Raw genomic sequence first — 24,909 nt, 5'->3', positions numbered from 1 at the left:
AGGCCATTTCGCGGATATGGTCCCGACACCGCACATGCTGCCGATCGATTCGGTTGGGTTATTTGACGGCTCCCGTGGTGACGCCCTTCATGATGTTCCTTTGAATGATCATGAAGAAGATCACGACGGGCAGGGAGAAGATAACGGATGCGGCCATCTGCCCGCCGAAGTCGGTGCCCATGGTGGGCGTGGAGAACGAGGAGAGCCACACGGGCAACGTATACTTCGCCTGATCCTTCATAAACGTGTAAGCGGTCATATAGTCGTTCCACGCGTTGATGAACGCGAACACGGACGTGGACACGATGCCGGGCGCGGCCAGCGGGAAGGTGATCTTCCACAGGATCTGCCAGTCGTTGGCCCCCTCAACGGCCGCGGACTCGAAGATGTCCTTCGGGATGTTGAGGAAGAAGCCGCGCATGTTCCAGATCGCAAACGGCAGGACCATGGCGATGTACGCGAGGATCAGGCCGCTGTACTTGTTCAGCAGGCCGAACTGGTTGAAGATGATGAACTGCGGGATGATGCCGCCCGAGGTCATCTGGATGGCCAGCACGAACACCATGATCGCCTTGCGGCCGCGGAACCGGTAGAGGGTCAGGGCCGCGCACGCGAAGAACGCGAGGACGATCGACAGGACGATCGACACGGCGGTCACGATCACGCTGTTCTTCAGGTTCGTCAGGAAAGACGTCTGGGTGACGGCCACCATGAAGTTGTCGATCGACAGCTTCGCGGGCCAGAACACGGGCGTGGCGGTCATGATCTGGTTGCGCGGCTTGATCGACGTGACGAACATCCAGTAGACCGGGAAGATCCACACGATGCAGAACGCGACGGCCAACACGATCGTGCCGATGCGGCGCAGCCGTGAGGAAAGGCTGCGCTTGGCTCGCGGCGCGGCAGAGGTTATGGTTGCGGTGGTCATCACAGGTCCTCCCCGGATTTGAGCAGGTATCGGATGTACACGCTCGTCAGGGCGAGCAGGATGAGCGTGACCAGCACGCTCGCGGCGGCGCCGGTGCCGATGTCGAACGACACGAACGCCTTCTTGTAGGTGAAGATGCCGATCGTCGCGGTCGTCTCGCGGGGGCCTCCCTGGGAGACGAGCCAGATCTGGTTGAACACGTTGAAGTCCCAGATCACCGACAGCATCGTGATGACCATCAGGCTCGGCTTGATCAGCGGCACGGTGATCTGCCAGTAGCAGCGCAGCTTCGAGCAGCCGTCCAGCTGGGCCGCCTCAAGGCAGGACTTGTCCACCTGCGTGGTCGCCGCGTACAGGTTGATCGCGATGTACGGGACGGCCTGCCAGACGACCAGCAGCCAGATCTCCAGGAACGCGAGCCACGTGTTGTCGGTCCACGACAGGTTCGTCACGTCCCCGAACAAATGGGTCTGGGTCAGTAGCCAGTTGACCACGCCGTACCCCGGCTGGAACAGCCACTTCCATACCACCGACGAGGCGACGTTCGGCATGGCCCACGCGAAGATCAGCACGAACGTGACCAGCCAGCGCATCACCGGCCCCAGCTTGGTCATCAGCTGGGCCACGCCCATGCCGATCAGCACGCTGCCGGCCACGAGGGCGGCAGCGAACCCGAACGTGCGGGCCAGCGACTTGTAGAACTCCGGGTCGGTCAGCACGTTCTCGTACTGGTCGAACCCGACGATGTTGAACGAGCCCGTGAACAGGGTCTTCTGGTTGAAGTCCGTGAACGACGTGAAGACCAGGAAGATCAACGGCACCACGACCAGCGCGATGATGATCACGCCGGCGGGTGTCAGGAGCCACAGGGGCGTCAGATTGCGACGCCGCTTCACCACGGGGACGGCGGCAGCCGTCGATTGCGCATTGCTCATCACGCTTCCCCTACTTCTTCGCGTACAGGGAGTCCGCATGCTCGTCGAACGACTTGGCCGCGGCCTTGGCCGTGGTGGCGCCGGTGGCGATGTCGCCGAAGCAGTTCAGGGAGCTGTCGTTCTCGATGGTCAGCCATTGCGGTGACGCCGGCGTGGCCTTGGTGTTCTTCGCCGACTCGAAGAAGCCGGTCAGGTAGGACGGGAAGTCCGCGGACTTCATGACCTCGTCGAGGCCTTCGACGTAGTTGGGCATCCACCCGTCCTTGGCGAACACGTAGTCCTTCTGGATCTCGGGGCTCGCGGCGATCTTGATCCACTTGAGCGCCAGCTCCTGACGCTTGCTCTTCTGGGCGACGCCCCATACCGAGCCGGCCATCATCGCCGGCTGGAGCTTGCCGCTGGCGCCGGGCATGGGGAACGATCCCAGATCGTCGGTCGTGAGGTCGGGGTTGTACTGCTGGATGGTGCGGATGCCGGCGCTGTTGTTCAGGATCGCGCCGGTCTTGCCTTCGGCCAGCAGCTGGCTGAAGTCGGGGTTGCCGGTATCCAGCGAACGGGACGCCTCGGAGGACCACTTGTGCTGGAATTCCAGCCATTGGTCGATGCCCTTGAGCGAATTGTCGCTCGACAGGGTGCTCTTCCAGGTTCCGTCCGACTGCTGCTCGGCGAAGTCGCCGCCGGCATCCCAGATCCACCGTGCCGCCGACTTCCAATCGCGGCCGGGCATGTAGAACGGGGAGAAGTCCTTGTCGGTGTTCGCGTCCCGGAGCTTCTGCAGGTCGGCTTCAAGCTCCTCGTACGTGCTCGGCGGATTGTCGATTCCGGCCGCGGACCACATCTTCTTGTTGTAGATCACGGCGCCGGCGGCCCCCAGCGCGGGGATGCCGTACAGTCTGCCGTCGATGGTGGCGGGCTCCTCAAGACCGGACAGCCAGGTGTGCCCCTGCCTCATATCGTCGGCCTTGTCCGTCAGATCCAGCAGGCCGCCGCTCACGGCGAACCCGGCGACCTGCGTGTTGCCCAGATCGATAACGTCCGGCGGCGTGTCCGTGGACAGCGCGGTCGTCACCTTCGTGTTGATGTCGGCCCACACCTGGGTCTGCACATCGACCTTGACGCCCGTCTCCTTGGTGAACCGCTCGTTGATCGCCTTGATGGTGTCCTCGCTCTGGTCGCCCTGCATGATCCACACCGTCAGCTTGCCGCCCGCGGACGCATCCTGCTGCGATCCGCCGGACGGGGCTCCCATCGAGCATCCCGACAGGGTGAGCGCTGACGCGGCCGCCAAGGCGATGGCCGCGGAAATCCTCTTCGTTCTCATGGTGGTTTCCTTTTCCTGGAATGCCTGCCCGACGCCGCCGTTCGGAGGAATGGCGCGACGTGCCGCTGCGCACGACGGTCCCGGGTCCGTATCCGCCCGCGCTGCCATGCGTGGACGATGCTGTTTCGGACGCCGTCGCCGGCGCCCGAAACAGCGCCTGGGAACGTGATGTCACATCGTTCCTCGACATGACATCACGGCATGAATGACCAGAATTTTGTTAGTCATCCTTGCTTAATTCCCTTAGTTGGTTTCAACCTCCTTGATAGCCAAGGATATGACGCCTTTATCTTTTTTGCAAGTCAGTCGAACAAAATAAGGGGCATGCTACGGCCTTGCTTGGCGAAACCTGACGGAACGCGCGGCATTCGGCCCGACGCGCCGAAGGGGGGCGTTGCATCGGGAAGTGCGGTCAGCAGGCGATGAGGGATGCACCGAGCGCGCCGATCGGAATCGACGGGTCGGCGAGCCGCAGACGTTCCGTCAGGCGCAGACCCGCGATGAAACCGCTGGAGGATTCCCGCCTGCGCAGTTCCCCGCGCAATGCGTCAAGCAACGGGGAGCCGACGCGCGAGACGCCGCCCCCGATGACGATGACCGAAGGGTCCTCGCCCTGGGCGACGATCTGCACGACGTCGGCGAGGGCATGCAGCAGGATGCCGAGAACCCGCCCGGCTTCGGCATCGCCTCCTGCGGCCTTCGCGAGGATGTCGGGCAGCGGAGGATCCGCCATGGGCCACATGCGTCGCAGAGCCCCTCCCGAGCATGCGGTCTCCAGACATCCGCGTTGGCCGCATTTGCATGCCACGCGGTTGGAATCCACCGGAAGGTGGCCGATCTCCCCGAGGGCGCCCGTGTCGCCGCGTTCGACGAGACCGGCGCGGACGAATCCGGCCGCCAGCCCCGTCCCCAGGTTGACGAACGCCATCCTTCCCTGACGGAGCCGTTCGGGAAGCGTCCCATAGGCTCCCAGCGCGGCGGCGTTCACGTCGTTGTCCACCCACACGGGCAGACCGAGCACGCCGGACGCGCGGCCCCCGAGCTCCAGTTTCTCGATTCCGAGATTGACCACGTTCTCCACCTGCCCGGTGTCTCGGTGGACCAACCCCGGGATGCCGATGCCCACCGATCTCACATCACCGAACCTCATGCCGGCCACCTGCCGCACGATGGCGGCCACGTCCTCCACGACCTCATTGCCGCCCTTTCGGGCCGTCCTGCGTCCGGACGCGAGGATGGCGCCGGCCGCGTCGGTCAGCACCGCCTCGATCTTCGTTCCCCCGACATCCACTCCGACGCGCAGGTTCTCTATTTCCGTCGCGCCGCCGCCGTTCATCATCATGGCAATCTCCGTTCCCGTTGGACGGACTTCTCTTTCGTCCGCCGATCATTATGTTCGAAATCCTTACATATTGGATTCGGGAAGCGATGATACACCACGACATGCGCGCCCTGCGACGGCGGCCGCATCCATCAGGACGAGGCCGCCGCCGCGGACAGCCCGCGCCTGCCCACGATCTCGCGCAGAACCGAGACCGCCTGCCCCCGCAGGGTGGCGTCGTCGCCGAGCTCGCACCGGCGCACCCGTATGTTGCTCTGGTAGTCGTTCCGCGACAAGGAGTTGACGGTTTCGCCGCATGCGCCGAGCAGCGTCTCGCCGACGATGTCGGGAGGCCCGTAGACGGCGATGTCGTGAAGGTTCAGCAGGCTCGCCGGCATGGCCAGCGCGCTGCCGAGCCTTGCGCCGGCCTCGGCCAGGATGTCCGCGCGCCGCTCGGGATTCCGGCGGATGCGGTCGCGCAACGCGATGGCCGATACATAGGTCTCCAGACAGCCGCGCTTGCCGCAGGTGCACGCAGGGCCGGCGGGATCGATCACGACATGGCCGATTTCGCCGGCCGCATGGTCATCGCCCTCCACGAACTCGTCGTTCAGCAGCACCGACGCGCCGATGCCCCGAGTGATCTGCACGAGCAGACAGTTGGGATTGCCGTGCCCGAGGAAGCGGTCGGCGAGCAGAGCCGCGTTCGCGTCGTTGTCCACTCGGACCGGCAACGAGAACTCGCCTTCGAGCATGTCGCGAAGCTCCACGTCATCCCAGCCGAGATTGGAACTGGAGATCACCCTCCCCGCGCCGGAAACCACGCCGGGGACGGCCACGCCGATGCCGACGAGCCCCGAACCGGCAAGCCGGATCATCTGGCCCACAAGCGAGAGCACATCGTCGAGATCGACCCGGTCGCCATCATCGAGCACGCGTTCGCGGCGCTCCACGATTCTGGCCCGCAGGTCCATCACGGCGCCGGTCATCACATACGGGCGGGACAGATCGACGCATACCAGACGAAGCACGTCCGCGTCGATGGCCAGCAGGGTGCCCGGCTTGCCCCGGCCGTCGCGCCTGCCCGACCCCAGTTCCCTCAGCAGGCCGTCGTCGATCATCTCGCCGGTCACATCCGTAGCGGTGGCGCGGGAAAGCCCCGTCTCCTTACACAGGTCGGCGCGCGACAGCTGCCGGTCGGGAAACAGTAGCCGGAACAGCAGTCTGCGGTTGTTGGCCCTTGCATCGCTGGGATTGGATTTAGCGTACATGGGAGCCCTCCTCGGGTGAGACGATTGCGGAAAATGCGGAATCACATTATCGGGACGGACATCCCGGCGTCATCCTCGAACGGCTTTCAGGATAACACCCATCAGGGGACTGACAATATGAAAACCCCGGCACTTTGACAAGTTTCCCATCTTTGTACATAATCATGTTCGACATCCAAACAAAATAGTTGCGACATACGGCCAAAGATGGTCGAGCACGGAAAGAAGACCAACATGAACAACACCACACGCGCAGCCATCGCCACGGCCGCCATCGGAGCGCTGCTCATCCCTCTCGCGGGATGCGGCAACACGACAACAAGCTCGGGCAAGACCGAACTGACGGTATGGTCGTGGGACGCCAGCATCGATCGCGCCGCCAAAAACTTCATGAAGGCCAACCCCGACATCACGGTGAAGGTGAGCAACGTCGGCAGCACCGAGGAGACCTACACCGCGCTCAACAACGCGGCCCAGGCCGGCAATGGCCTGCCCGACGTCACCCTGATCGAATACCTCGCCATCCCGCAGTTCGTGCACTCGGACACGCTCATGGATCTGAGCAAGGTCTACGACACCGTCAAGTTCAAGGACACGTTCACTCCCGGCACATGGAACTCCGTGAACATCAACGGCGGCCTGTACGCGATGCCTGCCGACTCGGGCCCCATGGCCTACTTCTACAACAAGGACGTGTTCGACAAGGCCGGTATCGGCCAACCACCGACCACCTGGGACGAGTTCTACGAAGACGCGAAGAAGATCCGCGCCACCGGCTCCTACATCACCTCCGACTCCGGCGACGCCGGCCTGTTCAACGCGATGATGTGGGCCATGGGCGGCCACGCCTACAAACTCAACGACGACAAACTGACCATCAATATCACCAAGGACAAGGGCGCCCAGCGGTTCATGAACCTCTGGCAGAAGATGCGCGACGAAGACCTCATCGACGTCCACACGAAGACCTGGACCGACGACTGGATGAAGTCACTGGGCGACGGCTCCATCGCCAGCCTCATCAGCGGCGCATGGATGGCCAACAACCTCCTGCAGGGCGTGCCCCAAGCCACCGGCAAATTCCGCGTAGCCCTCCTACCCACCATCGACGGAACGCCCATCAACGGCGAATACGGCGGCAGCGGACTGGCCATCACCAAGAAGATCCCCGACGGCAAACTCGACGCCGCCAAGAAGTTCGTCGAATACGTCACCACCAACGACGAAGGCATCGACGCCCGCGTATCCAACGGCAGCTTCCCCGCCACCACCAAGACCCTCGACCAGAAGGACTTCCTCGCCAAGACCACGCTCAGGAACGCCGACGGCAGCGACAACGAGTTCTTCGGCGGACAGAAATACAACGAGGTCTTCTCCCAGGCCGCCAAGAACGTCACCGGCAAATGGGAGTTTCTGCCCTTCGAACCCTACGCCCGCTCCATCTACAACGACAATATGGGATCGTTCTTCTCCGGCAAGACCGATTTCAGGACTGCTGCTGGCAAATGGCAGATAGCGCTAAGAAATTATGCCGCTGACCAAGGATTTGCATCGTTTCAAGATGAATAGATTACAAAGATGACTCCTGTAAGAAATTAGCTATGGTTCATATAGTATTATAAAGGAGTATATAAATTATACTCGTAATTAGATGGATACTTCATGTTAAGCACATTTCATAAATGTGTGAAATATTGACATGGGCCTATGTTTGAATTGAAGTCACTATTTCAGTTGTGTAAAAACACCCGATTTAATCCAATTGATTGCAATTTGGGTGCGGTTTGAAAGATGAAGTTTCGATAGAATTCGACTAACATAGCGTTTGACTGATTTGGTTTCCAGAAATAGTTTTTTTGCTATGTCTTCATTACTGAGTCCTTGTGCGATTAAGGCACATATGTCACGCTCTCTAGTAGTAAGACTCTTGAATGATTCAATAAATATATTTTGTTGGTCTTGAAAAATGAATTTGCTTTGTTGATATTCTACTAGTTTCTTTGTTATTCGTGGAGTAAGAATTTTACCATTTTCAAAAACAGCTTTTATCGATTCCATTAATTGTGATTTACTTATGTCTTTCAGTAGGAATCCGCTGGCTCCAGCGTCGAGCCCGCCGAAGGCGTAGTCGTCTTCGTCGTAGGTGGTGAGGATGAGGGTTCTGATGGTGGGCCAGTGTCTGGCGATGTGTCGGGTTGCTTCGATGCCGTCCATGCCGGGCATGCGCACGTCCATGAGGATCACGTCGGGCAATGGCCGGTGATTGGCATCCAACTGGTTGAGTGTGTCGATGGCGGATTGCCCGTTTTCCGCTGAGGTGATGACGGTGATGTCGGTCACGTCGTCGAGCATGAGCTGGAAACCGAGGCGTGCCAGTCTCTGGTCGTCTACGAGCATCACACGGATCATGGTTGAATCTTCCTTTCGGCCGGTTGCTTCCCGGTCATGTTCCCGGTTGGGGGAATGACCGCTTTGACCTGCCATTCGGTGCCATCGACCGGCCCATAGGCGAACGTGCCGCCGGCGTCTTGCACGCGCCGTGACAGTCCGGCCAATCCGGTGCCGTCATCGGGTGCGACGGCTTGCGCCGCACCGGTGGCTCCGTCGTTGCGGACGATGACGGTGACTCCGTTGGGCTGGTGGTTCCATGAGACGTTGAGATGCGTGACGTGTCTGCCGTGGCGGATGGCGTTGGTTATGGCCTCTCGGGTCACGTCGAAGCAGAGGTCCGCCTGGGGTTCGTCGTCGGCGCGGATGCCGGTTTCGGTGAATATGGTGATGATGCCGAGCGTGCGGGCATGTGCGAGGATCGGACGGATGTCATCCCATGAACGCATGCTCCGGGATCCCGGTTCAGCAGGGTCTTCGTCGGTCGTGTCGGTTTCAGTCAGTGCGCGCACGGCCTTGCGCGTGTCCGCCAGGCTTTCCCGTGCGATCTCGTTGATGCCTTTCAGGGCCTCGTCCACGCGCGGGTCGCCGGTCTTACCGCTCAATCCCTCGGATAAAGCGATGATCGTGGTCAACCCGTGACCCACGCTGTCGTGCAGCTGTCCGGCGATGCGCGAACGACGCACCGCGGCGTCACGCTGCTTGACGGCGGTCTGCGCGCGCCGGTGTTCCAGGCCGGCGGCGGCCGTGGCTCTCCTGGCTTGAACCATGCCGCGGTGCGCCAGGGCGATCGCGCCGGCGAGGGCGAGTAGGAGGATGCGGCCAGGCCATTCGCCGAGGAACTGGCTGGCGGGCCATGACATGAACGTCGCCAAGGTCACGGCCAACGTCGTCGCGAGGGATCCGATGTACATGCGGCGTTCCCCGGTCGTGCGCATGAACGCGTAAAACGCCGCGACCAGCTGGACCAGCAGAATCGAGTCCGCATGCCAGAAGGACAGCATTAGGGTCAGGACGAGCTGCGACATCAATGTGACGGACGGGACCCGGTAACGGAACATCAAGACCGAGCATGACAGGCACAGGGCCAGCAACAGCAGCACGAATCCGCCGGTCTGCTTGGCGAGCGTGTACATCGGGTCCAATGGGGTGCCGATTATGCGCTCCCACATGAGCATCATGACCTCGACCGCGAGCACGCATAATGGCATGGCTGTGGCCGTGACCCTGCCGACGTTCACCGTTTGCCGTTCCATACGATCCACTGTGCCGTCTCGCCGGGTCATCGGCGTGCTTACTGGGCGAGACAGTCCGCGCCGGGCATCAGGCAGCCGAGCATCGTGACCGAACCGGTGAACAACAAAGTGAATACGATGATGATGGCCAGCCATACGAACGGCGAGAGCAGCGCCCCGATCCATGCGGCGACGCGGCCGCCATGCTCCCATCCGTGCCCGTCGCGGCCGGTGATCCACGCGATCAGCACGCCGGGCAGGGACAGGAACAGTCCGAGCAGCAGGAATCCGACGATCGAATCGTTCGGCGCGGCTTGCAACGGTTGGGGCGGGTTCGGCCGGCCGGGCTCCGGGACGGGCGGTGACGCCGACAGGGGCTTGCCGGGTGACGGTTCGTGATGTGCGGGAATGTCCATGAGCGCCGATCCTTTTGAGTGTCATTGGAGCTTGTTGATGTTGATGGTGCCGTTGTCACCAGGCAATGCACTGATGGAGACCTTGACGATGCCGTCGTCGGCCGTGTAGTCGTATACGCCGGCCTGTTCCTCCTCGGTGGCGTTGCGGGTGAAGCCCGCGTCCTTGATCTTTCGCGCGTAGTCCTTCGCCTCGGCGATGGTCCATGACACGTCGATCAGATAGCCGTTGTCGGTCTCGTCCCTGATACGGGTCGTCACCCGATCGGGTTCGGGCACCCGGCCGGCATACTGGCCGTCCGGCCAGGAGCCTTGGACGGAGCCGCACGCCGCCAGCCCGAACAAGGCCGTCAGGATTAGCAGGAACGCGAGCAGCATGGACACCGGGGCTCGCCTCGGCATGGCCGTGTATCGGACAGGCATGATCTCATCCTCCTTTTCCGAATCCGGTGCCGTCAACGGCTTCTGATCGCGTCGGCCACGCTGCGGCGCAACGCGGGGCGGATCTGCATGTACTGGATGAGGAACAACGCCAGCCAGCAGGCCGCTGCCGCGCCGATCACACCGGTCCACGGGATCTCGGCCACCGGAACACCGACGAGCGTGATGGAGCGTGTGGCGAGCACGAGCGAGCTGACGGCGACCGGGATGAGCGCGAGGACGACCGCGCCGGCGGCCAATTGCAGGCTCTGCCACAGGATCATGCGCGTCACCCGGCGCGGCGACATGCCGATGCTGCGCAGCAGCGCCTGGTCGGCGACCATGCCGCGGTTCGACAACGCGATGACGGCCAGGCTCGTGGCCAGGGACACGATGCACAGCATCGCGATCATCAGCAGCGAGTCCGCGTAGTTCAGGCTCGTCGGATGGCCACCCAGGGCCAGTATCCGCCCGTAGGACCGCGCGCAGGTCAGCAGGGTCGCGGACAATCCCAGAGCCAGTGCGAGCGGGGCGATGGTGTTCATACTGGACACGGCCTTCGCCCTAGCGGCACGGGCCGCGAGCACGCCGGTCGCCGACCCGCACAGGCGGCACATGACGCGTCCCGCGTCCAACAGGATCGGGACCAGCACGCCGGCGAGGACATACATGCCGAACGACGCGATGATCCCGGCCCATAATGCGCCGTTGAACGTCTGGCCGGCCTCCTGTCCGAACGCGCGGGCGCGCGGCATGCCCATGCCGGAGAACGCCAATACCAGCGCCGCCGCCATGACAACCAGTCCCAGCGCCCAGCGCACCCAATACCGCCATCCACGCCGTCCAATCGGCGCGTCCTTGCCGCGGATCGCCTCGATGGGACGGACCTTCGCCGCACGCATCGAGGGCACAAACGCGCCCAGCATGCACGTGACCACGCCCAACAGCAGCGAGCCGAGCCATGCCGCCACGGACGGCGCGAACGCGGGAGGGACGAACGAGCCGAGCCCGCCGGCGAAGCTCTCCGCGGCCATCGCGTCGAACTCGGGAACCGCGAGCAGGCTGGCCGGCATCGCGATCAGTGAACCGAGCAGCGAGCCAATGAGGCTCGCCACGCCCACGAGCATCCACATGCCCGCACGCACCTGGCTCGGGCTGGCGCCCATGAGACGCCATTGCGCGAACGTGCCGCGGATGCGGTCAACCGTGGCCGAACCGACCACCGTGAGCGAGAAGAACGCAAGCAACGCCACCACGACATAGATCGTGACCGACACCATGGCGAACTCGGCCGGATCCAAACCCGCCAGCCGGGCGGCCGACGCGAACGACGGCGACGAGGTCCACACGAACTGGTTCATGCACACGCCCACCAGCGTGGTCACCACCGCGACCACCATGATCGTGGGCACCCAACCCGCGAGATTGTCGCGGAACACGCGAAGCACATACCTACCCACGGCGAACCTCCTGACCGTGCTGCGACATGGGCGGCTCGAACGTGCGGCGCATGCCCTCGACGATCTGCCCGGCGGTCAGCCTGCCCGCGACGTGGGTGATCCCGCCGTCACGCAGGAAGACTACGCGGTCGGCCAGTGCGGCGGCATCCGTGTCATGCGTGACCATGACCACGCTGGAACCCGAATCCGCCAGCTCGCGCAGCACCTGCAGCACGAGCTCGCTGTTCGCGGTGTCGAGCGCGCCGGTGGGCTCGTCGGCGAACACCACCGCCGGACGCAAGAGCAGGGCCCGGCACAGGGCCACGCGCTGCTGCTCTCCACCGGACAGGGCGCTCACCACGGTCCTCGCCCTCTGGCGCAGGCCGAACCGGGACAGCAGCTGCGTGACATGCACGTAGTCGGCCTTGCGATGGGCGAGCGAGAGCGGCAGCGTCACGTTCTCCTCGACCGTCAGATACGGCACGAGGTTGTACTGCTGGAACACGAAACCGATATGCCCGCGGATGAACCGCGAACGACGCTCCTCGTCCAACGCGTAGATGTCGGTGCCGCCGATGACGACCCGGCCCGAGTCGGGCCTGTCCAAACCGGACAACACGTACAACAGAGAGGTCTTGCCCGCTCCCGAAGGCCCGACGATCGCCGTCAACCCGGCACCGGGAATATCCAACGAGACATCATTGAGAATCACACTCGGACTGGAACCATCAGCGGAAGCCACACGCTTGACCAGCCCACGCGCCTGAATCGATAAATATGTATTTACCCCAATGAAGTCATTTGGTTGTTTTTTCATGGACGAGAATCCTTCCTACGAGAGTGCTACTGCCGACAGTATCCATAAAGACGAGTCAATCGTCTATGCCGGAGAGACGATTGACATCAAAAGATGTCAATCTGTGTCGAAGAGAGAGTCGAGTAACCATATAGTTGATAAACAGCCACCGGTCAAAGAATCATCAGAATTGTGATGTCCTTCATCTAAAAGTTGCAAAAACACCGAATTATGTGCGGACGGAACAATAGCCGAATATGAATTCAGCCATTGTTCCGTATATAAGAGAGGCGCCTTTATATCATTCTTGCCGGCAGTAATCCAAATGTCAGGAGCTTGATTAGAAAAATCAGCTGGAAGACGCCGCAATTGCGCCAAAGGTGAAAACGAGTCATAGCAAGAAGATGATGATGGATATCCGAATTCATCCCAATCGCTAATTGTAAGTGGATTGTCGGGGTTTGTGAGAATCAATTCCGGTGTTAAAAAAGGGTGCGATAATTGAACAATTTTGAAATAATCCGGGCGGCGCAATGCGGCAGAAAGAACAACCAAAGCGCCGGCGCTTGAACCCACTGCTCCAATGCGTTTGGCGTCACATAAGTTATTTGCAATCAATCCTTTAGTGCAATCGAGAAAATCATTGATAGATATGAACTTATTGTTTTTTATCGCTTGCCTATGCCATTCCTCCCCATACTCGCCCCCACCTCGAATATGGCAGAAGGCAACAGTTATGCCGGACTGTATGACATATGAAATCAAACGGTCATAGGCTCCCTCAAGTGCGATTCCATAACATCCGTATGCCATCAATAGAATAGGAGACTGCTCGAGAATACTATCAAGTCTATAAAAAAGTGTAATGGGAATATTTGTTTGATCTCTACTCCGGATAATAATTTTGCGACAGTGAATATTAGGTGTGGACGATACAGCCTCTAAGAATCCTTTCCTATTTCCTGTTACAATTTGCGTTTGATGGATTGGAGATGATATGCAGAAAACAGGGAATCTATCCTGAAATCCAAGAAAACTAATAACTCCACAAGGAGGAGCTTTCCATATCCCATTTTGTCCGAGAGATGGAATCCAGATGGCGGAGTCGCCCGATAGGCGTCCTATCACATAAACAATCCCATTACGCTTTTGCAATGATTTAGGAATAAATCCATGGGGAGACTGAATCATTTGCCTATCATGTATATCGTTAAAAAAGTTAATAATTAGAAGTTGGTTATTGACGATAGCATATAGAAGAGTATTTGTAATCTCCATCGAATCAATGGGGAGTGATGCAGTAATTTCCCTAAAGCGTGTGTCTCTTTCGCCGAAATCATCGAAAAACAGCATACGAGAATTGTCTCCGTGCGTCATTCTTATAACAATAACCGCATCATTACTGCAAACGAAAGATAATATATCATATTCACTATTTGTGCCGTATACTTCAATGATGCCACACTTGTTTGCCATCATTAGTTTATACGGGCGATTTGATTTGCTTTTATTAATCCAATAGATAGAATGGTATGTCGTTCTTATCTGAGGTACAACATTGTTGCACCTCAGAAGAATATTGGCGGATTGCTTTTTCAATTCATATAATGAAATAGTGTAAAAATCAGTTTTTGGCATCTGCGTTAATAATGCCGCTATTGTCTTCTCTGAATTAATGTAAAAACCAGATATTCTTCCAATCGGTTTTTGACATAAATGAATATATTGCGACGGATCATCCTTGAAATGAATTACTAGTTCATTATTAATTTGCATTAATTCGAGCGATTGATTACTGGAATAATGAAAATTATTTGTATCCTCTATTAAATGTTCACAAAGTTGTTGCGCCTTGCTGCGATACTTGTCAGAGAATTCTTCATACAATTTGATGGGTTGATTGAGTGTTGTACACTTCATAGTTACTCCATTGCAAAAGTGTCTGGCATCAATTTTGCGAATTGGTGCCAGACACTTGTCTTGTCAGCAGTTGCTGTAGGTCAAGGTACTCGGCAGGCCCGGGCAGGGGCCATTGAAGCTAAACGTGCTGATACGTGCTGCATCATCCGTTTCGCCGTCAGCAGTCAAGATTTGAAAATCAAGAACGTTGTTTCCCATTGTGCACCTCCTTTCTAATATCTAAGGAATCGTTCCATGACAGGAACGGTATGCCTGACCATTTCCCCTGGAGTGCGGCAAGAGATCCGAGGACTCCGGCGGATCCGGTCAGAAAATCACACGACAGTTTTAGTCCTTGATTTCCTCGGACATAAAAACCGCCTTTACTTGGAATGATAAATAGTCGAAGAGAATCGCAATATGAGTTAATTACCTGATATTCCAGCTTGCTTTTATCGTCCTTTGCATTCAGAAAAGTCAAAAAGCCTGACATACCATATGCGTATGTTCCCTGTGCACACTGATAGTAGGTGCATGCGCGAACTAGGGACTCATACTCTTTGTCCAAGAGACATTCTCCGGTCGCTTTTCGCAAGGCATATAAAGCGATTGCAATACCGCATGACCCGGTTCCCAGATATGGCAGAGTTCTCCACTTTTCATCGTATTCCATGGTCATATTTTGGGTCAAAACACATTTTTTAATATCGTTTTGTATTGCATGTAGTGCATAATCCACATATTTTTCATCTCGATCAACCGTTCTATAGATTTCGGCCCACAATAAGGCCGCGCCAGACCAGCCATATAATAATCCAGCGGATTCACATTCGACATCGTTGGTAAGCATGTTCTGCAACTTTGATGAGGCTAAAAATAGTTCATCATATGATTTATTCGACCCGATACTTAGGTCATTTAGGCCGACGCCAGCCCATCCGGACCAATAAGTAGGATTAATGGGGTTTGCCACGGGCAAAGAATGTGCTTCTCGAGCGAGTTCATCAAATCCCGCCATGCGTAAGCCATACTCCAAACCATCTTTGCCGGCGAATCCTCGGTTTTTAACGCCCGAAAGATGATTTAAAATCCATTGAGATGCTTTTTGAACCGATGCGGAATCTATTGGATCACCTGCCAAAGCTAACGTCGACAAAGCACCCGCAACGCCATAAGGGTATCCCACCGAGGCTTGTACAGCATTAGGGCCAAATAGTTCTATATCACCGGGTAGAGCAACTGTAGCGCCTTCATCAAAATGAAGGTGTGCCTTTATTCCCCGAGCTAGTCCATGTATTAAATCTTCAATAGAAGCGAGATTGACAGCTCGCTGATCCAAGGATAGCTGAGTATTTTTAGATGTCTTTTGAATTATAGATTCGATGGAGTCTTCGTTAATATCGAGATGACTCTGCGCGTGTCTAGCGATTCGTATAATGCTTCCTTCATTGCCCTGATCTGTAATGGTGGCTTGAGGAAGAAGCATATCTAACTCCAGCAACCCTAATGAACAAAAATCTGCGTCGGTGCCGGTAAACCCTGTCAGAGGACCATATCCTGGTGCTATTTGTTTAATTCGCCATCCTTTATCCATTTTGTGCGCGAATTCAAAATCAATAAATTTAGGATTAACTCCGTTTTCCATAATGATATTTTTAGGGTGAATATCACCAAGAAGCCATCCGTGTCGATGAAAGAGCGACATTGCTTTATCAAGCTGTGAAACGGTATGATCAACCCATTGCCCAAAGGCAGCATTATCTAGTTTCCAAGGAGCTGGCTTTAGTATGGGAGTTCTAAGCATGCATTCATGCTTAAGGTTGTTCCCTGGTATTTTCTCCATCACGAGATAAAGGTTTTCCCATGCTCTAAACATTCCGAATACCTGAGGCACAAAGCCCGTATCTTGTAATTCGGATAAGACATGTTCTTCGTGCTTCAAACGATATACAGCATCATGGCCGTCGGAATCAAGCGCCGTATATGGTCGCGCCTCCTTTAGTACAACGATAGTTCCTTTTGAAACGTATTCATCCGTCAACGCCTCTGCGGTATACACACCTCCACCGCATGAAAAATGCATAGCTGATTTCATCTCGAATGGGAATGGTATAGATTGAGATTCTATGGATTCGTGTAGAAATTCCGGTATTTTCACCCAATCCGGCACGATAAAGGTAGGACGACGTACATCTTCCTCCTCGACTCCGTCGGGCCTTTTCAATACACTTATATATTTTGTCTTATCCTTAGGCGGGATAAAAGCGCCGAAGCGATAGAATATAGGCCCGTTCCTCCAACGTCTATCCGAAAGGATATAGGGTCCTGACTCATTCCCAATAATGTCGTCTAACCCATTGAGAGTAGAATGAAACTCCAATTCGTTTACTGGATATATTGTAATATATTTTCCGGCAGCAGCCCTATCGGTATATTTACTGTTTTGATCAAAAAAATCAGCTTTTGTTGATAGATATTTAAATGCGACTTTTTTTGAAAAACAATAATTTGATACTTCTCTTAATATCTTTTCATAATTCCAAAGAGTTGCCGAGATGTGAATCTTCCATCCCTGTTCCGGAATTTTAACATTACTAGGACGACAATTTGTCCATGGGGTACCTTTATATATCTTCCAATTATTTGGAAAGTGAATTTCATCATCAAGTCTTGGCGAAGATTGACGATCTGGTGGCTCATAGAAGGAACTGTTGGACTGACAGAATGGGATATATTTTAGGTCGATGGGCACGATTCTGTCTCTTTCCTTATTAATGGCTTATGACATTTTTATTACATCACCTATTCGCGTGCCGCGCGACCCGTTATGGGTTATCTGTCATCTCCAGATGACAAGAGATAAGAGTCGATATAGATTTCCGTCCAGTCGTCGGCCTTGTCATCATATGATGATATATACATTTTTTGTATAGTTTATGTCTGTATTTGTTATAGAGTTAGTCAGAGTGTTGCTTATTTGACCTAGCGGAACATAGTGTATTTTGTGTAGATGTCCAATCGGTTGTAATCGGTGAAAAGTGATATATATGCAGCATATATAAAATAACTATATTTTATAGTTAGATGAGGAATTATTGTAATAAATCGCCAAATTTCTTTTAGCTATGAGATATATTGTTCCGTTGCGAGATTGCGATAAAATGGTGCCGTTTTAAAAAGTTGTTTATGGGTTCCCGATCCGATAATCCGCCCTTGATTAAGTACATATATAAGATCGGAGTCAATTATCGTGGCGAGTCGATGCGCAACGATAATAAAAGTGCGGCCTTCTACCTGAGTCAATAGCTGAGTGATAAGGCGTTCGTTATCGGCGTCCAGGTTTGCGGTGGCTTCGTCGAGCAGGATGATTTTTGCCGTGGAAAGAAGGGCGCGGGCTATGGCGAGTCTTTGGCGTTCTCCGCCTGATAGCATGATTCCGTTTTCCCCTATCTGCATATCAAGACCTTTGTCGGATCGATCTAGCAGATGGGAGAGATTCACGGATTCCAATACCCGTCGGCATTCATCATCGCTACAATCGTTTGATCCGAGAAGTAGGTTCTCTCGTATGCTACCGGACAGTGCCGGTGAATCCTGTTCCACGTATGCGATGTGGCTGCGTAAATCGTCTCGATCACAGGTTGTTATGTCCTTACCGAGTACATTGATATTTCCGCTGGAAGGATCATAGAAACGTTCGATAAGTTGCAGGATCGTGCTTTTCCCTGCCCCTGAGGGCCCGACAAGTGCCGTGACACTTCCTTGGGATATGGAGAGATTCAGGTCACGCAGAATTGGTTTGGATCCATAGGAGAAGTAGACGTGTTGGAATTCCACCGCTGGCGGACGGGGCCCGCTGTGTGCCAGCGGCATATGTTCATTGATTGTTGCGACGACGGTGTCAGAGTCCTTTTCTTCGGGAATATCCAATATTTCCCGTATACGGTTCATTGCGGCCATTGAATTGCCGATTTGTGAGCCTGCGTAAATGATCTGGCTGAGCGGTGAGATGCTGATGAACAGCAACATGATGAACTGAGTAAGTTTCTCTACGGATAGCAGCCCTGTGGTTACGCGCCATAATCCCAGACCGAACACAATGATAGCTGCGAGTTGCAGGGCTATCGTGGCCAGTGGATTGACGATCGACTGGATTTTGGCAATCTTGAGTCCGGACAGGCGGACGCGGTTGATCAAGGCGGCAATAACCTTATTCTCGTTCTCGAAGCCGTTTGAAGCGCGTATGGTGCGGATGCCGGCGAGATCACGATTGAGCGTGGAGGTAAGGTCGCCGAGCGTGTATTGGCTGTCATAGCTTGCTCGTTCGATGAATTTAGCGGACAGCAGCATGAGCGTGAATACCGTAAGGAGCAAGGTGATCGCTGTGCCGAATAGGATCGGGTCAAGCATTGCCATAAACGCAGCGGAACCGATGACGGTGATGAAACCTGATGCAAGGGCTGATGTGCACTGCATGAATGCATTACGCAGTTGTGAGGTGTCGTTGCCGACACGGCTGAGCAGGTCGCCGGAGTCACGTTGATCGTATTCGCGTATGGGCAGACGTAGCAGGTGTTTGCTTAGTGCGAGACGAGCATCCCTTACGATATCCTCCCCTGTGCTCTGCAATTGGTAGTTCTGTAGGGCTGATATAGCTCCTGAAGCGGTGACGAGTAACAGCATTCCGGCAATGACGGGCCACTGGGGAACCTGGAATACACCATTCTGGAAGAAGTTGGTCATGTACTTAGGCACGAGCAGCGTCATAACGGCTCCTATGGCTCCAAGACATAGGATGAGTGCCAGCCGTCCTCGGTATTTTCGGAGAGGAGAAATCAGATTGTACATGGAGGCATGTTTCATGTGCATGGTGTCGTCCGGGTCGTTGGCGGTCATTGCGTATCTTTCCGTTCGGAACTGGTTCTGGTGATGGTGTACCGTCTGACGGCATCAGGTTCGCCGATGGGTATGCCGTTGGCTTCGACCCAGGCGTGTGCGCGAAAGGGACGATCGGTGAACCCGGTGCACCATGTGACGGATCGGCGAGATATGCGGCATGCCGCCGCCGTGGAGAGCGACCGAAGCAGACAACCCTGCTGGCTGCGGCATCTGCGGCTTACCGAACATACGGCGTTGCGGTAACGCTTCGCCATGTCGGCATCGGCTGGCGGATACCGTTCGGACCACGTTTCAAGCCGGCGGCAGAACTTTCCGATTCGTTGTCGTTCCATCCGTCTTCCGATAATGATGGCAATCAGCGCCACCAGGCGGTCGTGAAAGTTGACGCGTGTGGTTGCTTCCGGCTGTAGAGGGATACTCATAGGCGCACGTGCTTCCCTATATCGGCGAGGAATCGTTCCGTATCCCGGACGATGATTTGTCTGTCGGTCTGATATTCTTCGGCGATTGCGTTCATGCAATCCTCGACGGTTTTGCCGTGCATCAGACCGTCGAGGATGATTCGGCCTATTTCGTTGACCTGCAGGTATTCGCCGGTGTCGTTGACGAATACGATTGCCCCTCCCTCTTTGGGATATAGGGATATCTGGTCTTTCAGGCTGGTGTTCGCCATCGTGTTATCGGTTTGCATGTCTTAGCCACCTTTCCACTGCCGCGACTCGTTGCATTTCAAACAGAAACGTGATGTCAGGCATCGGCATGGAAGCTCGACGCCGTACGGCTGGTATATCGATCAGTCCTTCTTCGTCCAGCACTCCGCCGGCGATTGAGTCGAGCAGCGTGTCTTTCGAGCGTTGCCATGCCAGATACAGTGAATATGAGTGATCGCCTTTGACGGGACGCCGGAATATCGTTTCGGGGACTATACCCTTGAGCGCCCGGTACAATACGGCTTTGTGTAGATTTCCCTCGGTGCGTGCACTGATTGGGGCGCATAGCGCATAGCCCACGATTCCACGGTCCAGGTAGGGGGAGCGGAACGTTATGTCGTCGGAGGCGAACGTCCGATTAACCTGATTGAGCATTCGTGCCTGCATTGACAGAGAGTAGAGCGCCTGATGACGGCTTCGGTCGGGGCTTAATGGCCGAATGTCGGCGTGTTTCAATTGTGATTCAATGGCGCCATATAGGGTATCCCTGGCTTTCGCGGTCAGGAATTCGGGAATGCGTATGGCATCGTGCCATCCACAAGGCGAGGAGCGATGGCCATGATCTTGTTCCGCGTCCAGGAGCGATGACCGTAATTCCTCATGCAGATCGGTGCTGTCGGTCAGATCGAGAATTGCCTGATAGGGTGGGACCCGGTAATCGGCGCTGTATTGTCTTCGAATGTCCCGTAGCCGCAGCGGGTGTTCCCGCAGACAACTCCATGATGAGGATGGCATGGATGCGAACAGCTCGTCTCCTCCGAAACCCGTGACATGGATACGGCTTGTGTCTGCTTCCATTTCGGAGATTCGGCTGAGATAGCCTTCGATATCGCTCCAGAAGACCGGTTCTTCAGGTATCTCTCTGTTGGGATATTCGGCTGTGGATTCGAATGATCTGTTTCCATCCACGACTCGGCCGATTTTGATGAGTGGCATCCGAACGTCCTCGGAGATTCGCTCGGCCCATCGGGAATCCTGATTCATTGGATCGTCGGGTGTTTCATGATACAGGGGCATACGAACCCCCTCACTGGCGAAGATGTATGCGATGGCGGCGGAATCCACTCCTCCGGACACATCGGCGGATAGTGGTGCCTCATTGCGCCACTCATCCGCGATCGTCAGGAAACGGCTCCTTAGCGATGCCAGAATTACGTCGTTTGAAACATGTTTTATGGGTGAAGGTTCCGCTCTCGTATATCGCGGCCTATTGGATTTGTCGAGGTGCAGTGTGGTTGCGGCGGGTACGGAATGTATGTTCCTCCATGGGGATTTGTCCCCTCGCAGGCTGTCAGGGAGCGAAGGCAGCAGATCCATGATGATGCGTTCCAGGTCAAGATCGGCGTTCGTGATGCTTGCAAGCCGGAAGGCGCTGTCCGACAGGAGCACTTCATCTTCGGAGACGGTCCAGAACATGCGATCGCCACTCAACAGAGGAACCTGGACGCATGTTCCCTCGTCATTGATGCTGATGGAGGCGGGAAGCTTCGAACGGTCCGTCGGCTTCCCGCCGCGGACAATCACGGTACGGTTTGGGTTCTTATGCGTAAACGGCATCACGTTTCCCTATCCTGATACAGCTAGGGATCATCAATATATGCAGGGTTTCGGTCAGTTCGATCCCCAAGGGAACGGGGCCTTGGCTCCGCCAACATCGACATAGTTGCCGAACCATACGCCATTGGTTGCTTCCTTGAATGATGCGATGACCTCAACGACAGGAGGCACATAATCCTTCATCTTCGTTCTCCTCATGTTCTGTATATGGAACCGGATTGCATGCCGGTGCATGCCATTCCAGTTAACCTGATTTGGATGGTACATCCAAGAATGTGTTTGGTGTTTGTCATCTTCGGATGACAAACACCAAACACATGGACCTATGGGAGCGGGTGATCCGCCGGCGTTTTTCAGTCTTCCTTCCAGAGCTGGCCGCGGGAACCCTCTTTTACCACGGTGCCTTTATCCAGTACCACAACATCATCGGTAATCGGCTTCAGTCTGCCGTCCGGTTCGGATGCGATGAGCACCGCAACGCCACGATTCGCCTGCTTCCGTATCTGCTCGCAGATCCAATTCGTGCCCGATTGATCAAGTGCCTGGAGCGGTTCGTCTACGATCAGGGCTTTGGGGTTGGGAAGCAGAGCTATAGCGAATCGCATTTTGAGGACACCGATCGGAGCGAGATCGTGGAGCTTGACGGTGAGAAGATTCTGCAGTTCGGTCATGTGAATGATCCCGTCAAGAAGCGAATCAGACGTCCCGGCCCAGAGCGCCTTCCAACGAAGATAGGTTCCGGCCGAGTAATACGGGGACAGTGAAATGGCTTCGGGCATTGCACTCACAACGTTTTTTGGTATACGGGATGTGCCATAGGGTTTGCCACAGGTGGATATGCATCCGGAATCCGGGATATCCAGTCCCAACAGCATCCGGAGAACAGTTGTTTTGCCGGCGTCATGCGGTCCCATCAGAACGGTGACTCGACCTGCATAGGCGGCAAATGAGATCCCATGCAATTCGCGACCGGCATGATTGAATGAGACGTTCTCAAACGCGATGATGGGTGAAGCCGAATCGGGCAGCTGGCACATCGTTTTCCTTTCTTCGATTGACCCGAGCCGCAATAATCGAAGTCCCCCCCCCCCCTAACGGTTTTTGGATACTGCCCTATCTTAGGGGATGGCAGAAGTGACGTGATATATATGCTAGGTTTGTTCCGTTCGCTTGAGCGATGGACATAGACAGTTAACCAGTTCGCTCTATTCTCCAATAAAAGGATTGTGGTGTTTGTCATCTGAAGATGACAAACACCACAATCCTTGAGATGAATATCGTGATTTTTATGCTGGTTTGCCGCCTGTTATTTGGTCCAGCCCCGATTGATACCAGGCTATGGCGATTTGAACCCGGTCCCGCATGTGCATTCTGGCCAATATGCGGCTTACCGTGCGCCGTACCGATGTCGTTTCGATGAATAGGCGCTCCGCGATTTCCTGATTGGACAAGCCTGCCGCCACGAGTTCCGCGACTTCACGTTCCCGCTTGGAAAGTCCGTCGAATAGGCTTCGTAGCAGCTTGATGCGGGTGTTGTCCGATATGGGCCGAACCCCGCGATTGAGTACTTCACCGGTGATTCTCGGTGTCAATACCGCATCTCCGTTATGCACGGCGTGTACGGCGTCACGTAGCTGTTTGGGGGTCGCATCCTTGAGCAGGAATCCGGATGCCCCTCGCGCCAATCCGTCGAAGGCGTAATCGTCCTCATCGTATGTGGTCAGGATCAGTATCTGGATTTGGGGGAATTGCTCCTTGATGATGCCCGTCGCCTCTATGCCGTCCATGACGGGCATGCGCACGTCCATCAGAATCACGTCAGGCAGTTGCTGCGGTGATTGCCGTAGGAACTCGATTGCTTGGGCGCCGTCCACGGCCTGGGAGCTGACGATGATGTTCGGATCGTTGTTCAGCATCATCATGAAGCCGGTGCGCGCCCCTCGCATGTCATCGACCAGCATGACCTTGATGATGTCGTCTCTTGCATCCTTCATGGTTCTTCCGTTTCTTTCAGGGGATTAGTGCCTTGACCGCCCAGCCATTGCCGTATGGCCCATAGGACAGGGTGCCGCCCATTTTCGCAAGGCGTTGGGAGAGCCGTTGCAGTCCGGTTCCACCTGTCGGCTTCCTGCTTTGACCGGATGCCTCGCCGGTGGTGTCGTGTCCGGAGACGTGTCCATCGTTGCGGATCGTGATTGCTGTTCCGCCATCACGGTAATGATTCCAGGAGACGGCAATGCGGGTCAGTCCCGCGCCGTGCCGAAGGGCATTGGTCAGTGCCTCGCGAGTGACGGCGAAGCATAAATCCGAACGGCGGGGGTCCTCGACGCGTCTTCCCGTTTCGGTGAACACGACGATGATTCCGGTTGAGCGTATGTGTTCCAGTACGGGTCTGATATCGTCCCAATCCCGTAAACGCAGGATGTCATCCTGATTCACTGGGTCAAGACCGACCTGTTCCAAAGACGGCTGCGATTCCTCTTCATTGAAGACCTTTAGTATACGGCGCGTATCGGTCAGACTGTCCTTCGCAATCGATGTGATCTCTGCTAAGACATCAGCCAGTTGCGAAGCGGAATAGCCGCCATTCCTTATGCAGTCCTCACCTCCCTGCGATAACGCGATAATCGAGGTCAATCCATGACCGACACTGTCATGCAGCTCGTTGGCCATGCGAAGGCGCCGTTCCGTACGATTCTTTTCCTCCGCCAGCATTGCGGTCTTTCGCCGTGCCTCGGACAGCAGCCTATTCGACGTTCGCCGTTCCCACGCTATGGACAACAGTGAGGATGCGATGCCGGCCAAAGCGACGGAGTACAGTAACGCCAAATATTGAGGCTGCAGATAGGAGGGATAGATGTATTGCATTGCGATCATGCAGATCATGGCCAGATCGCACATGGCCTGAACATACAAAGGAAGCCGAATGCACAGATAAAGCACCAAGATAAGCGCGACCTGCGTGTATGAGTGCAGACCAACGCCGAACAGGACGCCCAGAGAGAGCTCAATGAATTCCAAGGCCAGCAACGCCACGGGGCTTCTGGACCTTAACGTCACGTTTATGGCTCCCAAAACTAGCAGTATAAGGAAGTACCATATTCCCGCTCCCTCGTTGAGGAACCGGATAAACGAATATCCTGTGCCGATTGCCATCCGCTCTTTCACATAATCGCGGATCAGCACGCCCATCGTGCCAACGATGCAGATCAGAGTCGTCGTGAAACGAAGCAGGCGTTCCCCTTTGAGCTGACGAAGCCATAGGATCAATCGATCCCGCGGGGTGACGGCTAACGTTTGTCTCCCATCTGATGACTTACCCCGGCGTGAGCCCATAATGAGATGGTTCCTCGCAACCTGCACCTTACGCCTTCTTC

Annotated in this window: 23 protein-coding genes; 1 reads left to right on the top strand and 22 read right to left on the bottom strand. The window is 55.7% G+C overall.

Annotation, left to right across the window (positions count from 1 at the left end):
- Positions 1 to 58: 58 nt before the first annotated feature.
- From EMB92_RS04505 to EMB92_RS04485, 5 genes are all read right to left on the bottom strand, one after another.
- Complete coding sequence (locus EMB92_RS04505; RefSeq protein WP_043164770.1) at positions 59 to 928, bottom strand: carbohydrate ABC transporter permease; 870 nt, start codon at positions 926 to 928, stop codon at positions 59 to 61.
- Complete coding sequence (locus EMB92_RS04500; RefSeq protein ID WP_044088999.1) at positions 928 to 1,863, bottom strand: carbohydrate ABC transporter permease; 936 nt, start codon at positions 1,861 to 1,863, stop codon at positions 928 to 930. The genes EMB92_RS04505 and EMB92_RS04500 overlap by 1 nt, the downstream gene beginning before the upstream one ends.
- Before the next feature lie 10 nt (positions 1,864 to 1,873).
- Positions 1,874 to 3,184 carry a sugar ABC transporter substrate-binding protein gene (locus EMB92_RS04495; RefSeq protein ID WP_043164773.1) on the bottom strand — a complete coding sequence of 437 codons (1,311 nt, stop codon included), beginning with the start codon at positions 3,182 to 3,184 and terminating at the stop codon, positions 1,874 to 1,876.
- A gap of 412 nt (positions 3,185 to 3,596) precedes the next feature.
- Positions 3,597 to 4,526 carry an ROK family protein gene (locus EMB92_RS04490; RefSeq protein WP_052119032.1) on the bottom strand — a complete coding sequence of 310 codons (930 nt, stop codon included), beginning with the start codon at positions 4,524 to 4,526 and terminating at the stop codon, positions 3,597 to 3,599.
- A 131-nt stretch (positions 4,527 to 4,657) separates the two neighbouring features.
- Positions 4,658 to 5,776: an ROK family protein gene (locus EMB92_RS04485; RefSeq protein ID WP_044088998.1), complete on the bottom strand. Its 1,119-nt coding sequence runs from the start codon at positions 5,774 to 5,776 to the stop codon at positions 4,658 to 4,660.
- Between the two features lie 234 nt (positions 5,777 to 6,010).
- Here EMB92_RS04485 and EMB92_RS04480 point away from each other — a divergent pair, with 234 nt between their 5' ends.
- Complete coding sequence (locus EMB92_RS04480) at positions 6,011 to 7,345, top strand: ABC transporter substrate-binding protein (RefSeq protein WP_043164978.1); 1,335 nt, start codon at positions 6,011 to 6,013, stop codon at positions 7,343 to 7,345.
- 156 nt (positions 7,346 to 7,501) lie between these two features.
- On the opposite strand, the gene EMB92_RS04475 is transcribed toward EMB92_RS04480, so the two are convergent.
- The 17 genes from EMB92_RS04475 to EMB92_RS04400 all read right to left on the bottom strand — a co-directional run bounded on the left by EMB92_RS04475 (position 7,502) and on the right by EMB92_RS04400 (position 24,724).
- The gene (locus EMB92_RS04475; protein WP_043164775.1) at positions 7,502 to 8,185 is read right to left on the bottom strand and encodes a response regulator transcription factor; all 684 of its coding nucleotides are present in this window, start codon (positions 8,183 to 8,185) and stop codon (positions 7,502 to 7,504) included.
- The gene (locus tag EMB92_RS04470) at positions 8,182 to 9,420 is read right to left on the bottom strand and encodes a sensor histidine kinase (protein ID WP_043164777.1); all 1,239 of its coding nucleotides are present in this window, start codon (positions 9,418 to 9,420) and stop codon (positions 8,182 to 8,184) included. The genes EMB92_RS04475 and EMB92_RS04470 overlap by 4 nt, the downstream gene beginning before the upstream one ends.
- A gap of 38 nt (positions 9,421 to 9,458) precedes the next feature.
- The gene (locus EMB92_RS04465) at positions 9,459 to 9,815 is read right to left on the bottom strand and encodes a hypothetical protein (RefSeq protein ID WP_052119033.1); all 357 of its coding nucleotides are present in this window, start codon (positions 9,813 to 9,815) and stop codon (positions 9,459 to 9,461) included.
- A 21-nt stretch (positions 9,816 to 9,836) separates the two neighbouring features.
- On the bottom strand, positions 9,837 to 10,235 hold the full coding sequence (locus tag EMB92_RS04460; protein WP_043164778.1) for a DUF6591 domain-containing protein: 399 nt from the start codon (positions 10,233 to 10,235) through the stop codon (positions 9,837 to 9,839).
- Positions 10,236 to 10,267: 32 nt separating this feature from the next.
- Positions 10,268 to 11,692 (bottom strand): FtsX-like permease family protein, encoded by a 1,425-nt coding sequence (locus EMB92_RS04455; RefSeq protein WP_043164780.1) that lies wholly within the window; start codon positions 11,690 to 11,692, stop codon positions 10,268 to 10,270.
- A complete protein-coding gene (locus EMB92_RS04450) occupies positions 11,685 to 12,383 on the bottom strand; it encodes an ABC transporter ATP-binding protein (protein ID WP_223847561.1) in 699 nt (232 codons plus the stop codon). Before EMB92_RS04450 ends, EMB92_RS04455 begins: the two co-directional genes overlap by 8 nt.
- A 201-nt stretch (positions 12,384 to 12,584) precedes the next feature.
- A complete protein-coding gene (locus EMB92_RS04445) occupies positions 12,585 to 14,387 on the bottom strand; it encodes a prolyl oligopeptidase family serine peptidase (protein WP_081886551.1) in 1,803 nt (600 codons plus the stop codon).
- A 63-nt stretch (positions 14,388 to 14,450) separates the two neighbouring features.
- A complete protein-coding gene (locus tag EMB92_RS11810) occupies positions 14,451 to 14,585 on the bottom strand; it encodes a hypothetical protein (protein ID WP_257798101.1) in 135 nt (44 codons plus the stop codon).
- Positions 14,566 to 17,118, bottom strand: a complete 2,553-nt coding sequence (gene lanKC / locus EMB92_RS04440; protein ID WP_150378753.1) for a class III lanthionine synthetase LanKC — start codon at positions 17,116 to 17,118, stop codon at positions 14,566 to 14,568. The genes EMB92_RS11810 and lanKC overlap by 20 nt, the downstream gene beginning before the upstream one ends.
- Positions 17,119 to 17,489: 371 nt before the next feature.
- The gene (locus EMB92_RS04435; protein ID WP_043164784.1) at positions 17,490 to 19,262 is read right to left on the bottom strand and encodes an ABC transporter ATP-binding protein; all 1,773 of its coding nucleotides are present in this window, start codon (positions 19,260 to 19,262) and stop codon (positions 17,490 to 17,492) included.
- On the bottom strand, positions 19,259 to 19,687 hold the full coding sequence (locus tag EMB92_RS11915) for a lasso peptide biosynthesis B2 protein (protein WP_081886553.1): 429 nt from the start codon (positions 19,685 to 19,687) through the stop codon (positions 19,259 to 19,261). The genes EMB92_RS04435 and EMB92_RS11915 overlap by 4 nt, the downstream gene beginning before the upstream one ends.
- Positions 19,684 to 19,956, bottom strand: coding sequence for a PqqD family protein (locus tag EMB92_RS04425; protein WP_043164786.1), 273 nt, complete (start codon positions 19,954 to 19,956; stop codon positions 19,684 to 19,686). Before EMB92_RS04425 ends, EMB92_RS11915 begins: the two co-directional genes overlap by 4 nt.
- Complete coding sequence (locus tag EMB92_RS04420; protein WP_043164788.1) at positions 19,943 to 21,532, bottom strand: asparagine synthase-related protein; 1,590 nt, start codon at positions 21,530 to 21,532, stop codon at positions 19,943 to 19,945. Before EMB92_RS04420 ends, EMB92_RS04425 begins: the two co-directional genes overlap by 14 nt.
- Positions 21,533 to 21,586: 54 nt before the next feature.
- Complete coding sequence (locus EMB92_RS04415) at positions 21,587 to 21,715, bottom strand: lasso RiPP family leader peptide-containing protein (protein WP_106426817.1); 129 nt, start codon at positions 21,713 to 21,715, stop codon at positions 21,587 to 21,589.
- 170 nt (positions 21,716 to 21,885) lie between these two features.
- Positions 21,886 to 22,569, bottom strand: a complete 684-nt coding sequence (locus tag EMB92_RS04410) for an ATP-binding cassette domain-containing protein (protein WP_043164790.1) — start codon at positions 22,567 to 22,569, stop codon at positions 21,886 to 21,888.
- A gap of 249 nt (positions 22,570 to 22,818) precedes the next feature.
- The gene (locus tag EMB92_RS04405) at positions 22,819 to 23,526 is read right to left on the bottom strand and encodes a response regulator transcription factor (protein ID WP_150393869.1); all 708 of its coding nucleotides are present in this window, start codon (positions 23,524 to 23,526) and stop codon (positions 22,819 to 22,821) included.
- 16 nt (positions 23,527 to 23,542) lie between these two features.
- Positions 23,543 to 24,724 (bottom strand): sensor histidine kinase, encoded by a 1,182-nt coding sequence (locus EMB92_RS04400; protein ID WP_223847560.1) that lies wholly within the window; start codon positions 24,722 to 24,724, stop codon positions 23,543 to 23,545.
- Between the last annotated feature and the right edge of the window lie 185 nt (positions 24,725 to 24,909).

Source organism: Bifidobacterium callitrichos (assembly GCF_008698085.1).
Lineage (GTDB): Bacteria > Actinomycetota > Actinomycetes > Actinomycetales > Bifidobacteriaceae > Bifidobacterium > Bifidobacterium callitrichos.
Note: the sequence above shows the minus strand (reverse complement) of the source record. Positions and strands in the feature narration are given on the sequence as shown.